The organism is Bacillus sp. JS, assembly GCF_000259365.1.
Taxonomy (GTDB): Bacteria; Bacillota; Bacilli; order Bacillales; family Bacillaceae; genus Bacillus; species Bacillus stercoris.
Genome location: NC_017743.1, coordinates 3214149 through 3227564, shown reverse-complemented (window position 1 = coordinate 3227564; position 13416 = coordinate 3214149). Strand labels below are relative to the sequence as shown.

Annotated in this window: 13 protein-coding genes and 1 pseudogene; 10 read left to right on the top strand and 4 right to left on the bottom strand. The window is 49.0% G+C overall.

Annotation, left to right across the window (positions count from 1 at the left end):
* Position 1: 1 nt before the first annotated feature.
* Entirely contained in the window at positions 2–904 is a 903-nt protein-coding gene (locus tag MY9_RS16405) for a carbohydrate ABC transporter permease (protein ID WP_014665293.1), read from the top strand.
* Between the two features lie 13 nt (positions 905–917).
* Entirely contained in the window at positions 918–1772 is an 855-nt protein-coding gene (frlD, locus tag MY9_RS16400) for a fructosamine kinase FrlD (RefSeq protein ID WP_014665292.1), read from the top strand.
* 24 nt (positions 1773–1796) lie between these two features.
* Here frlD and frlR read toward each other — a convergent pair whose 3' ends face one another.
* Positions 1797–2525 (bottom strand): transcriptional regulator FrlR, encoded by a 729-nt coding sequence (frlR, locus tag MY9_RS16395; RefSeq protein ID WP_041521422.1) that lies wholly within the window; start codon positions 2523–2525, stop codon positions 1797–1799.
* 180 nt (positions 2526–2705) lie between these two features.
* On the opposite strand from frlR, the gene MY9_RS16390 reads away from it, so the two are divergent.
* Entirely contained in the window at positions 2706–3809 is a 1104-nt protein-coding gene (locus MY9_RS16390; protein WP_014665290.1) for an ABC transporter ATP-binding protein, read from the top strand.
* Positions 3810–3841: 32 nt separating this feature from the next.
* On the opposite strand, the gene MY9_RS16385 is transcribed toward MY9_RS16390, so the two are convergent.
* The gene (locus MY9_RS16385; RefSeq protein WP_014665289.1) at positions 3842–4708 is read right to left on the bottom strand and encodes an endonuclease I family protein; all 867 of its coding nucleotides are present in this window, start codon (positions 4706–4708) and stop codon (positions 3842–3844) included.
* Positions 4709–4789: 81 nt separating this feature from the next.
* Positions 4790–4867 (bottom strand): annotated as a pseudogene (locus MY9_RS21975) (hypothetical protein); the annotation flags it as partial.
* 251 nt (positions 4868–5118) lie between these two features.
* Between MY9_RS21975 and allC the strand changes: the two are divergent.
* The 7 genes from allC to pucE all read left to right on the top strand — a co-directional run bounded on the left by allC (position 5119) and on the right by pucE (position 13038).
* The gene (gene allC, locus MY9_RS16375) at positions 5119–6357 is read left to right on the top strand and encodes an allantoate deiminase (protein ID WP_014665287.1); all 1239 of its coding nucleotides are present in this window, start codon (positions 5119–5121) and stop codon (positions 6355–6357) included.
* 16 nt (positions 6358–6373) lie between these two features.
* Positions 6374–7624, top strand: coding sequence for a (S)-ureidoglycine--glyoxylate transaminase (gene pucG / locus MY9_RS16370; protein WP_081483642.1), 1251 nt, complete (start codon positions 6374–6376; stop codon positions 7622–7624).
* 227 nt (positions 7625–7851) lie between these two features.
* Complete coding sequence (locus tag MY9_RS16365) at positions 7852–8844, top strand: XdhC family protein (RefSeq protein ID WP_041521420.1); 993 nt, start codon at positions 7852–7854, stop codon at positions 8842–8844.
* Positions 8841–9458: a xanthine dehydrogenase accessory protein PucB gene (pucB, locus tag MY9_RS16360; protein WP_014665283.1), complete on the top strand. Its 618-nt coding sequence runs from the start codon at positions 8841–8843 to the stop codon at positions 9456–9458. The genes MY9_RS16365 and pucB overlap by 4 nt, the downstream gene beginning before the upstream one ends.
* On the top strand, positions 9455–10288 hold the full coding sequence (gene pucC / locus MY9_RS16355) for a xanthine dehydrogenase subunit C (RefSeq protein ID WP_014665282.1): 834 nt from the start codon (positions 9455–9457) through the stop codon (positions 10286–10288). Before pucB ends, pucC begins: the two co-directional genes overlap by 4 nt.
* The gene (pucD, locus tag MY9_RS16350) at positions 10289–12526 is read left to right on the top strand and encodes a xanthine dehydrogenase subunit D (protein ID WP_014665281.1); all 2238 of its coding nucleotides are present in this window, start codon (positions 10289–10291) and stop codon (positions 12524–12526) included.
* The gene (pucE, locus tag MY9_RS16345) at positions 12517–13038 is read left to right on the top strand and encodes a xanthine dehydrogenase subunit E (RefSeq protein ID WP_014665280.1); all 522 of its coding nucleotides are present in this window, start codon (positions 12517–12519) and stop codon (positions 13036–13038) included. Before pucD ends, pucE begins: the two co-directional genes overlap by 10 nt.
* Before the next feature lie 185 nt (positions 13039–13223).
* Here the strand turns inward: pucE and MY9_RS16340 are convergent, their stop codons facing one another.
* Complete coding sequence (locus MY9_RS16340) at positions 13224–13349, bottom strand: YjcZ family sporulation protein (protein WP_014665279.1); 126 nt, start codon at positions 13347–13349, stop codon at positions 13224–13226.
* Between the last annotated feature and the right edge of the window lie 67 nt (positions 13350–13416).

The window sequence follows — 13416 nt, the reverse complement described above, 5'->3', positions numbered from 1 at the left end:
GATGCTGCCTCAGAAGAAGACAGATTCGTTCAGATTGGAGCCTGTGCCTGACCAGCACATTGAGGTCAAAAGAAAGCCTAGGCGAAAATGGTACATCGGAGAAACGTCTGTGTGGTTTTTTCTGTTTCTTTATTTGATTGCGATTGCCTATCCGCTTCTATGGATGGTGATGAGCGCCTTTAAAAACTCTGACGATATTTTTGAGCACAGCTGGTCGCTGCCGTCTTCGTGGCATCCGGAAAACTTTGTGTCCGCCTGGAACCAGGGGATTTCTTCTTATTTTATGAACAGCGTCATCGTTACGGTGCTGACGTGTGTGATCACTGTCTTTATCAGTGCATGGGCGGCGTACGGCCTTTCCCGGTTTGAATTCAAAGGAAAAGGATTCTTTTTGGTGCTTTGTCTTGGCGGTTTGATGCTGACGCCGCAGGTCAGTCTTGTGCCGCTTTATTCTATTATTCAGTCGCTGGGCCTGTACAATACGTATTGGGCATTAATCCTGCCGTACGCGGCTTACCGGATCCCATTCACCATCATATTGATCCGCTCTTATTTTCTTTCTATTTCCAAAGAATTAGAGGAGGCGGCTTATTTAGATGGATGTACAAGTTTCGGAGTATTTTTCAGAATTTTCTTACCAATGAGTGTGCCGATTTTGGTGACATCCGGCATTTTGACGGCTTACCATACGTGGAATGAGTTTATGTTTGCGATTATTTTCATAGATGATGAGAATTTGCGGACCATTCCAGCTGGGCTGATGCAGTTCAGAGACGCGCTTCAGACGGATTGGGGCGTCCTGCTGGCCGGGTTAACGATTTCAGCCGCGCCGATTATTATTTTATTTTTATTGATGCAGAAGTATTTTGTCCGCGGGATTGCAAGCGGAAGTGTAAAAGGATGAAGGAGGAAGCGAAATGAAATTGATTGCGGTTGGAGATAATGTTGTCGATTACTACCAGGATCAAGAAACATTTTACCCGGGAGGAAATGCCTTAAACGTTGCTGTGCTTGCCAAGCGGCTCGGGCATGAGTCTTCTTATATCGGAATCGTCGGCAATGACGAAGCAGCGGCACATCTGTTGAACGTTCTCAAGCTGGAGCAGGTCAATGCAGATTATATCCGCCAGGCGCACGGAGAAAACGGGATGGCGATTGTCACTCTTGATGAACAGGGGGACCGTATTTTTGTCAGATCAAATAAAGGCGGCATTCAGTCTCGGCTTCGCCTCGCGTTTCAGGAGAAAGATGTATCTTTTATCAGCAGGCATGATCTGCTGCATACGAGCGTGTACAGCAGGCTTGAGAACGATCTTCCGCAGCTGTGCGGGCTTGTCCCTGTCTCATTTGATTTTTCAACCAATCGGGAGGATGATTATTTGAGGAGGGTCTGTCCTTATGTGACATATGCGTTTTTTTCAGGAAGCGATTTGAGTGAGCCGGAATGCGGCGAGCTTGCCAAAACAGCTCATGGGTACGGAGCCAAAATGGTTTGTATGACTCGAGGGGGTCAAGGTGCAATCCTGTCTGCGGGTGATCGAATCTATCATCAGCCGATTGTGGAAACTGATATAATAGATACACTTGGAGCGGGAGATTCTTTTATAGCAGGCTTTTTGACTGCCTTTTGCGTGAAGCAGGATATAATGTACGCTTTGCGCCAGGCCGCCGAAACGGCTGCGAAAACATGCGGTGTGTACGGGGCTTTCGGCTATGGCTATCCTTATCGCTTGGAGGACGGGGGAAGCAGTGAAAAAACGAGAATACTATAAGCAGTGTCTCGTTTTTTATGCCTGTTATGTGTAGGGGCTGTTGATGGTAAAAGTGACACGGTTTGTGTGCATCAAAAACAGTGAGCAATAGATTGGCTGGTCGTTTGATGTAAAAGCGGTTTTATCAATTTCAAACAGCGCATCCCCGATATCACAATCCAGGTATTTGCTTTCCTCCTGCTGGGCATATACAACGTTTAATAGTTTCGTATTGTGCGTGGGTACAACTTTGTATTGCCGTTTCAAAATATCATGCATAGATACACCGTCAGCAATAAAGGTATCAATGCCGGGAAACAAATCAAGCGGATAATGCGTCACTTCAAAGGTGAGAGGCTGGTCATCGTTATACAGAATGCGTTTTAATTCAACGACAGGGCTCTCGGGATGGATTTGAAGCTTTTCGGCGATGGGCTTTGGCGCTGGAATGATGTCATGGGACAGCACTTGGTGCTTCGGTTTTTTGCCGGTTGATTCCATAAATTCCGAGTAGCCGTTTACAGCGATTAGCTCTCGTTTTAATTTAGGGCTTTTAACGAACGTTCCCTTTCCCTGCTGCCTGATGAGATAGCCTTCTTCGACTAAATCGAGAATGGCTTTCCTGACGGTGATGCGGCTGACGTTATACTTGCTGCAAAGCTCATTTTCGGTAGGCAGCTTGGCGGTTGGGGAATACACGCCCTTTTTGATGTCATCAGTGATGATTTGTTTTAGCTGAATGTATAAAGGTGTAGAACTTCCGTTGTTTAACAAAGGGTAGCCTCCTTTTAACCTATTATTTATATTATAATGTATTATGACGTTATAATACAAATTTACATTTTTTATTTTAGAAATATAGCAAAAATGGGAATCGATTACTCTAAAAATAACAGAAAGACCAAGTTGTTTCCAGTGACGAAATAACGATCAAAAGATAGGGGGAATGTTCTGATGGCTTCATTAACATTCGAACACGTCAAAAAATCATATCACTCACAATTAACCGTGAAGAACTTTGATTTAGATGTAAAGGATAAGGAGCTGTTGGTGCTGGTGGGGCCGTCAGGATGCGGAAAATCAACAACGCTGCGGATGGTGGCTGGATTAGAAAGCATTTCTGAAGGAAATCTTCTCATTGATGGGAAGCGGGTCAATGATCTTCCCCCAAAAGAACGTGATATTGCGATGGTATTCCAAAACTATGCGCTTTATCCGCATATGACGGTTTTTGATAATATGGCGTTTGGATTAAAGCTCAGAAAGATGGCGAAGCAGGAAATTGCCGAGCGGGTTCATGCGGCAGCCAGAATTTTAGAAATTGAACATTTGCTGAAGAGAAAACCAAAGGCGCTCTCCGGCGGGCAGCGGCAAAGGGTGGCGCTTGGCAGGTCGATTGTAAGGGAGCCGAAGGTCTTTTTAATGGACGAGCCGCTTTCTAATCTGGACGCAAAACTAAGAGTGACGATGCGGACAGAAATCAGCAAGCTGCACCAGCGATTAGAGGCAACGATTATTTATGTCACGCATGACCAGACCGAAGCAATGACAATGGGAGATCGGATTGTCGTCATGAATGAAGGGGAAATCCAGCAAGTGGCGAAACCTCATGACATTTATCATTACCCGGCGAATCTGTTTGTCGCAGGCTTCATCGGCTCTCCCGGAATGAACTTTTTAAAAGGCGTTATAGAACAGCAGCATGGCGAGCTGTTTTTCACAAACCCTTCGATCCGTCTTCATATTCCTGAAGAAAAAGCAAAGCGGCTGAAGGAAAACGGATATGCCGGAGAGCAAATGATTGCCGGAGTCCGGCCGGAGCACATCACACAAATGACAGGAAATAAACAGGTGTTTGATTCAGTGTTTAAAGCAAAGATAGAAGTGAATGAAAATCTGGGCTCAGAGCTCATTGTGCATGTCATGGCTGGGGACGAGCGGCTCAAGGTCCGCCTGGACGGAAACACGCGAATCGATGCAGGCGATTCAATCCAGCTCTCAGTGAAAATGGACCACGCCGTCTTTTTCGATGCGGAAACAGAAGAGGCTGTGTATTAGGAAAGGTGCTCCTTTTTAGGAGCACCTTTTTCTTACGGCCAAATCTCATCCGCCCATTCAGGGTGATCGATAAATGGGTTGCGGTTGTGTTGATATTTCTCATAAATGATTTCATTTCTTTTCCGCTCACGGTCGTCAACCGGATCCTGCTTATTCCACTCGAGCAGGACAGATTGTTTGCCATGATAAGGAGCTGAGCCATTGCCTGTCTTATCATTAAGCTCAAGGTCAGGGTAGCCGTCATCACCCTCGTAACGGACAGCCATGTAAAACAGCATGCGGGCAACATCGCCTTTCACATCATCACGGGGCTCCCATGAATCGCCGTCATAATAATTTCCGGGTGCCTTTGCATATTCAGTGCCACCATTGTCAAAATCCATGTTTCCTCTGGCGCTGTTAACTTGGACATCAGCCGGGCGCAAATGATGAATATCAGTACCAGGTCCCTTGCTCGTACCAAAATCGCCATGGGATTTCGCCCAGACGTGCTCGCGGTTCCAATCGCCGACATTGCCGCCGTTCAGGTTTTTGGACCGCGATTCATTCGTATAGAGCAGGATGACGTTATTCCGATTAGCCGGGTCTTCATCAGTTTCTTTCAGCGCGTTCCATACCTCGCTGTAGGACAGCATCGTGTGTCCGCTGATGATGCGGTGCAGGGCGCTTTTTAGCGAGTCTCCTGTTTTGCCTTCAGCCACTTCATAATAGGTATCTGTGTCAGCATAGGGTGCAGCGGGGGCGGCTAATGAGAGAAGACTCCCTGTTCCTGAAGGGGAAGACGCCAATCGGTCATTAAGGTTTAATGCGGTTTGCCCGCTTGCTGAAGCTGCCGGCGCAAACCATCCGGAAATCAAGAAAACACAGACGAGCGGCAGAAACCATGCTTTTTTTGTCATCACTTGCCCTCCTTTTATGAGATCATGTCTATTATCTAAAATTGACATAAAGGATAGAAGTGTCATTTTGTATATTTTTCATTAAAATTGTAAATTAGTTCCTTTGGAGGAGGCGGAAATGTCCTGTTCCCATATCCTTAGGTCCTGTTTTTGCAAGCTGCGCCATTTCTGTTTTTACCGCCTCTCCTCCCAAGCTTAGCTCGTACATATGAAAGGCAGTTTGACCCTCTCTTTCGCTCTTGCTGGCTCTCTTCTTTACCGTGTTTTCTTTTGACTTCTGACAGGTAGGGTGAACCTGATTGCTAGATACTGTGACCAAAAAATAAACGTTTTTTTGGTTAATATGCCAATGAACTATCATGTTCCTCCTTCTATAATGAAGTCACTATAACGGCCAGAGGGGGGAGTACATGGAAAAGCAGAAGCATTCAGTAAAAAACAGCATCACAGATTATATTGAATGGCTCGCCCAATACGGTGCGTCTACGGACGGCGGCGTAACGAGGCTTTTATACACAAAAGAGTGGATGGACGCACAGCTTGCCGTGAAAACAGAAATGTCTTCTTTCGGGCTTGAGACAAGATTCGACGATGTCGGGAATGTGTTTGGAAGGCTTTCGGGCACCCAGTCTCCGGATGAAGTCATTGTAACCGGTTCACATATCGATACTGTCATCAACGGCGGGAAATACGACGGCGCCTATGGTGTTTTGGCGGCAATGCTTGCGATAAAGCAGCTCAAAGAGGCCTATGGAGCGCCGAAAAAAACACTCGAAGCGGTGTCCTTATGTGAGGAGGAAGGCAGCCGTTTTCCAATGACCTATTGGGGATCAGGGAATATGACGGGTGTTTTTTCATTACAGGATGGAGCAGAGCCAAGAGACGAATCAGGAGTCTCGCTGCAAACTGCGATGCATGAGTGCGGTTTTGGCAAAGGTGTGTTTCAGCCGGCATATCGGACAGATATCAGCGCTTTTGTTGAGCTTCATATTGAACAGGGGCAGACGTTGGAAATGTCAGGCCGGGATCTCGGCATTGTGACAAGTATTGCGGGGCAGAGGCGATATCTCGTCACGCTGGAAGGGGAATGCAATCACGCGGGAACCACCTCCATGAAATGGCGCAAGGACCCGCTCGCAGCCAGCAGCCGTATCATTCATGAGCTGCTGCTGCGGTCGGAGGAGCAGCCGGAGGAGCTCCGTCTGACATGCGGAAAAATAACGGCAGAGCCCAATGTAGCCAATGTCATACCGGGCCGCGTCCAGTTTTCAATCGATATTCGCCATCAGCATCAGCACGTGCTGAAGCAGTTTCATAAAGACATGGTTGCTTTGATCAATGGTATTTGCCATCAAAAAGGAATTCGTGCCGTGATTGATGAATATATGCAGATAGAGCCTGTGCCGATGGATGAAAGGCTGAAGGCTGCGGCTTTTGAAACAGCATTAGAAAACGGCATCAGCTGTGAGGAAATGGTGAGCGGAGCTGGGCATGACGCGCAAATGATTGGAAGGCGTTATCCTGCTTGTATGCTGTTTGTGCCAAGCCGGGGCGGCATCAGCCACTCGCCAAAGGAATATACCCCAGCCAGACAGCTTGAGATCGGCGTCCGCGCACTGACTGATTTATTACACAAACTGGCTTACTGATAAAGGAGGAATGGCTGTGTCAGGCAGAAGAGAATTATGCACCCCGTTAAGAACGATTATGACGCCGGGACCCGTTGAGGTTGATCCGCGTGTATTAAGAGTAATGAGCACCCCGGTTGTCGGCCAATTTGATCCGGCGTTTACAGGTATTATGAATGAAACGATGGAGATGCTTCGGGAGCTGTTCCAAACGAAAAACCGCTGGGCATACCCGATTGACGGCACTTCACGGGCGGGTATTGAAGCAGTGCTGGCTAGCGTAATAGAGCCGGAAGATGATGTGCTCATTCCCATTTACGGCCGTTTCGGTTACTTGCTGACTGAAATCGCCGAGCGGTATGGGGCGAATGTTCATACGCTTGAGTGCGAATGGGGAACGGTTTTTGACCCGGAGGACATCATACGGGAGATAAAAAAAGTGAAGCCGAAAATTGTGGCGATGGTGCATGGAGAAACATCGACAGGACGGATTCACCCGCTGAAAGCGATCGGTGAAGCCTGCCGCACTGAGGATGCATTGTTTATCGTCGATGCAGTCGCAACGATCGGGGGCTGTGAGGTCAAAGTCGATGAATGGAAGATTGACGCTGCCATCGGCGGGACGCAAAAATGTTTGTCTGTGCCATCAGGAATGGCGCCGATTACATATAATGAGCGGGTGGCGGACGTGATTGCAGCCCGCAAAAAGGTGGAGCGCGGGATTGCGACACAAGCTGACAGGGCAGCACTTTCGGAAAATCGGCCAATTACAAGCAACTACTTTGATTTGAGCCAGCTTGAGGATTATTGGAGCGAAAGACGGCTCAATCATCATACAGAAGCGACAACGATGCTGTACGCCTTGCGTGAGGGTATCAGGCTGGTGCTTGAAGAAGGCCTTGAGGCCCGTTTTGAGCGGCATCGGTACCATGAAACCGCATTAGCGGCAGGAATAAAGGCAATGGGGCTAAGATTGTTTGGAGATGACAGCTGCAAAATGCCTGTTGTCACCTGTGTTGAAATTCCCGGCGGCATCGATGGCGAGTCTGTCCGTCGTGTGCTGCTGGAACAATTCGGCATCGAAATCGCCAGCTCATTCGGCCCGCTGGCAGGGAAGATCTGGAGAATCGGCACGATGGGCTACAGCTGCAGAAAAGAAAATGTATTATTAGTGCTTGCCGGTTTAGAGGCTGTGCTTCTCAGGCATAATGCAGGTATCGAAGCAGGGAAGGCGCTCCAAGCGGCGCTTGATGTATATGAAAACGCTGGCCGCCAGGCAGCGGTGTAAAGAAAAGCTTGCGGACCTCCGCAAGCTTTTTAAGCTATCATTTCGTGTTTTCTCCAATTTGATTTTCTTCGTTTGACTCTTTTTACAAATCCTCTTTCTATGTGTTTCATTTTCTGACAAATCATGAGTCATTCTCTCTTCCATCATCTATTCTTTATACAAGTTACCCATACAATCACGCGGAACTCGTTGTTTCTCACAGCAATTTTTGAGGGGAGGATGCAGCATTGGGAAATTTCCACACGGTGTTAGACGCGCTCCTGGAAGACCAGGAGGAGGCTGTGCTGGCGACCATTGTTCAGGTTGAAGGCTCCGCTTATCGAAAAGCAGGCGCTTCTATGCTCTTTAAGAAAAGCGGCCAGCGGATTGGCTTGCTGAGCGGCGGGTGCGTGGAAGAAGATTTATGCCAACGAATCAGTGCGCTGGGCGATCAGCTCACGTCAGCGCTGCTTCCCTACGACATGCGGGCGGAGGATGATCTGTCCTGGGGCATGGGAGCCGGGTGTAACGGCATGATTCATGTTCATGCGGAGCGAATCACTCAGGGAAAAAGGCGCCACTATGAAAAAGTGAGGGAATGCCTTCATTCAGGCAAAGCTGTCACTTCTATTGTAAAGATTGAATCCTCCCATTATTTATTTCTGACGGAGAATGGGCATTTTGGGAACTGGCCGGACGCGCCTCTGCAAAATATTCAACGTACTGTTTCAACGCTTCATTTACCGCATTTCGATCCGCCAACTAACATGTTTATTCAGCGAATTGAACCGAAACCGCGTCTCATTCTGTTCGGGGCGGGACCGGATACTGTACCGCTGGCCAATTTGGCGGCTGATACAGGGTTTTCTGTTATCGTGACGGATTGGCGGCCCGCTTATTGCACATCCTCTCTTTTTCCAAAAGCGGATCAGCTGATCACCGCTTTTCCTGAACAAATGCTCAGCGAATTCCAATTTTCTTCGCATGATGCAGCAGTTGTGGCAACCCATCATTATCAGCACGATCAAATGATCATCAACTTCTTATTTTCTCAAAATCTCCATTATATTGGACTGTTGGGTTCGGCAAATCGTACAAAACGGCTGCTGAACGGAAAACAGCCTCCGTCTCATTTTTACAGTCCGGTCGGGCTGGACATCGGTGCAGAAGGTCCCGAGGAAATTGCGGTAAGTGTAGTGGCAGAAATCATTCAAACAAGAAAACGGGTGGCGGTTGTATGAGAAGCCCCTATCTGATTGGGGTATTTCTCGCTGCCGGCAATAGCAAAAGAATGGGCCAAAACAAGCTGGCTTTGCCGCTAAAAGAAGAAACCATCGGCTCACTTTCTTTGAAAACTGCTCTGTTGTCCCGCCTTGATCATGTGCTGGTCGTCGAGCGGACAAAGCATGCCTCCCTTGAGTGGATAGGATCGCCATATCAAGCACCGCCTTTTCAAAAACGCTGGAGCCTGCATGTTTGTCCAGACGCGGAAAAGGGTCAGGGGCATTCAATCAGCAGCGGGGTGCGAAAAGCAGAAAGCATGGGGGCGGACGGCGTTGTCATTTTGTTAGCCGACCAGCCTTTTCTTTCCGTTGATCATCTCAATGCCCTTGTGGCACTGGCTCCTGAGTCATTTGCCGTGTCATCATTTTTAGGGACGTTCACCCCGCCAATCTACTTCTCATCGGCTTGTTTTCCTTATGTAAAGGGGCTAAAGGGAGATGAAGGGGCTCGCAGGCTCCTGAAAAGCGGAAAGCTTGGAGCAGGTGCGGTTTTGGAGGCAAAGGGAAGCGGTGAGTTGGAGGATATTGATACACCGGAGGAATATGACATGGTAAGGAGGGTGATGGCTTGAACGGCCAAGTGACCAAAGAAAGGATGAATATTCAATTGTGGAGGCCGTCAGCGCTTGATGAGGCCTATTCGCTTTTGCAGCAGCTTGCTCCGGATGTATGTGCCGCATCGGGAAGCACGCTGCTTCAGCTTCAGTGGGACAAAGGAATTTTGCCGAAACAGCACCTTGTCAGCCTTGATGGGATTGACGAGATGCGAGGGATAAGCGTCAGTGACACCCATGTGTCGATCGGGGCGCTGGCCACATTGAGTGAATGCAGAAAGAACCCTTTAATCAAGAGCGCAATTAGCTGCTTCAGTGAGGCTGCTTCCGCTGTCGCCGCACCTGCAATTCGCAGCCAGGCGACAATTGGCGGAAACATAGCGAGTAAAATCGGTGATTTGATTCCGCTTTTGCTTGTGCTTGATGCTGAGCTTATCGTGTATCAAAAGGAACAGATCAGGCTGCCGCTAGGCGCTTGGCTCGTGGATGGAGACTTTGAAACGGCTATCGTCACGCGTGTCATCATCCCGCGGGTGGCGGGAGAGCGTGTATTTTACCGCAAGCTTGGGAGACGTCAGGCTTTTACAGGAGCGGTTGCTGTTGCAGCCGGACGTTTTTTGAAAGACGGCGGCATTCGTCTCGCCGCCGGCCATGCCGATATCACACCTGAGAGATTATTGGACAGCGAAGCGAAATGGAAGGCACCAGGGTGGGACCCGCATGAGCTGTACAAAACACTTATCCATGAGCTGCCGTTTTCCGCAGATGCTTTTATGTCAGCGGCATACAGAAAAAAAGCCGCTGCCAACGTCATCATGGCAGAGCTGATGGCTGAGGGAGGGGAATAAATGATCATCAACAAACCATCAAGAGTCAGGCCGGATGGAAGCGAAAAGGTCACAGGGGAACTGAAATATATGACCGATCTCAGCTTTCCAGGAATGCTGTATGGCAAAGTGCTGAGAAGTGCTTATCCTCATGCAGAGATTGTGTCGATTTGCACCATGAAAGCTGAGAAAGTGGAAGGCGTGCGGGCCGTCGTCACGCATAAAGACGTTCCCGGCTTAAACCGATTTGGCCTTGTCATCCCTGATCAGCCGGTTTTATGCGAGGACAGGGTGCGGCATGTCGGAGATGCGATCGCCGCAGTTGCTGCGGAAACGGAGGAAATCGCGGAGGCTGCGCTGGAGCTGATTTGCGTTGAGTATAAAGAACTGGAGGTCATTGATTCACCTGAAAAAGCGCTTCAGCCGGGCGCGCATAGACTGCACGAGGACGGGAATATCCTGCACCGCGCGTTTTTTTCAAACGGTGATGTGGAACAGGGTTTTCGAGCATCTGACACAGTCCTTGAAGAAACCTATGAGCTGCCGCGGCAGATGCATACGTATATGGAAACGGAGGGAGGCGTAGCCGTTCCGGAGGATGATGACGGCTTTACGATGTATGCAGGCACGCAGCACGGCTATAAAGACCGGTTCCAGCTTGCCCGTATTTTTGACATTCCTGAAGAGAAGATCAGGGTTGTGTCAAGTCCGATGGGCGGCTCATTCGGAGGGAAGGATGAACTGAATATCCAGCCGTATGCAGCACTTTTGGCCTTGAAAAGCAGACACCCGGTCAAAGTTCATCAAACACGAAAGGAATCTGTACGTTCTGGCATTAAGCGCCATCCGATGAAGATTACGATAAAAACGGGTGCGGATCATGCAGGAAATCTATTGGCGCATGACGTGAAAATTGTGGCGGACACAGGCGCTTATGCTACGCTTGGACCGGCAGTTCTTGACTTTTCTGTCGAGCACGCCGCGGGGCCGTACCGTATTCCGAATATCCGGACTGAAGGAATATCTGTATTTACGAACAACGGGGTGGCTGGAGAATTTCGGGGCTTTGGCGGCAACCAAATCACATTTGCACTCGAAACCCATCTAGATCGTCTCAGCAGCATGCTCGGCATTGATCCGCTGGAGCTGAGAGGGAAAAATATCAGAAATCCGCATGACTTGGGGCCGCTTGAGCATCGGATTGCACCAACTGACGGAGCGGCGCAAGTGTTGGACACCATTTCTAAATCTCCCATTCTTACAAGAACAAGCCGGAAATGCGGGTATCTGCAAAGAGGCACGGGAGCGGCAATCACAATGCACGGAGGAGGGCTGGGATATGGCCGAATGGATGCGGCGGGAGGCCGTTTGTCTCTTTCTAGTGAAGGCAAAATCACTGCTTCGTTTGGATTTGAAGAATGCGGACAGGGGATTCTGGCAGCGATTGAACATATTGTCATGGAGGAGTTAGGTTGTGCCGCGGAGGATATTTCCATTGTTATTGGGGATACCGCAAAAGTACCGAAGTCAGGCTCCTCCACAGCATCCCGCGGCACAAGCATGGTGTGGCACGCGATCAAGCGTTTGAAGAAGCCGTTTCTAGCTCAGTTGAAAAAACTGGCGGCAGAATGGAGCGGCTGTTCAGCGGAAAACCTTATCCCCGGCGCTGCAGGATTGCGTGACAAAAACACAAAGGCGCTCGTGGTGACGTATAAGGAGCTGGCTGAAAAAGGCCCTTTGACAGAGGAAACGGCATTTGACTTTCCAACAACGCCTGATCCTGTAGTGGGCGGCCATTTTCTTTACTCATTTGGAGCGGCTGCCGTTGAGGTGGAGGTAGATCTGTTAACAGGCGATGTCAAAGTGATAGATTGTGAGCATGCTATTGCAGCAGGTCCGGTTGTCAGTCCACAGGGTTATCGAGGTCAAATTGAAGGCGGCGCTGCCATGGCGCTCGGCTATACACTAATGGAGGAAGCGAAAATGACGGACGGCCGTTATGCCGCGGAAAATCTAGATCACTATTTGATTCCCGGAGTCAAAGATGTTCCTGACATGAAGCTGACCGCAATAGAGGACTTAATGAAGGGTGATGCATATGGACCGCGCGGTGTTGGCGAAATCGGAACGATCGCCATCACTCCAGCTATTGTAAAGGCCATACATGATGCGGTCGGATGCTGGATAAATAAGCTGCCCATTTCAAGAGAAGAACTTCTTAACGCGATAGACAGGAAGGGGATGAAAGAATGGACGTAAAAGAGGCCGGGCCGTTTTCTGTAAAAAAGGAACAGTTGCGGATGACCGTGAATGGACAGGAGTATGAGGTTGCAGTCGTTCCTGCGACACGTCTAAGTGACCTGCTTAGAAAGGAATTTCAGCTGACCGGGACAAAGGTGTCCTGCGGAATCGGCCGCTGCGGAGCGTGCTCCATCCTAATCGACGGAAGGCTGGCCAATGCGTGCATGACGATGGCCTATCAAGCAGACGGACACTCCATCACAACCATCGAAGGGCTTCAAAAAGAAGAGCTGGATATCTGCCAAACCGCTTTCTTAGAGGAAGGCGGTTTCCAATGCGGCTACTGCACCCCGGGCATGACGATTGCCCTTAAAGCGCTGTTTGAGGAAAACCCGCATCCGGCTGACGAAGACATAGAAGAGGGGCTGGCGGGGAATTTGTGCCGGTGTACCGGGTATGGCGGGATTATGCGGTCTGCTTGCAGGATTAGAGAAGAGTTGAACGGAGATAGACGGGAGTCCGGCTTTTAAAAGCCGGATTTTTTTAGCCTGACATTTTACTATGAAAAAGCGGTCAGACAGCGTGTGGGAAAACATACGGTACATTTCGTAGAATTGATAGCTCCAGCTTCACATAGCAAAGACGCCATAAAAACTCTTATGGCGTCTGCCGGACAGGGAGGTGCTGATACCGCAGAGGATTGGCAAAGTCAAACTTAATAACCGCTAAAGAAAGAAGCTCCAACAATGATTAACAAAATGAATAGCACTACGATTAAAGCGAAGGAGCTGCCGAGACCGCTTGAATAACCAGAGTTTCCGCCAGAATTGTAGAATCCCATAATGTCACCTCCTTTAGTGGAGATAGAATAAGATATGCCAAACGATCATTTTCGACATAGATTTGAG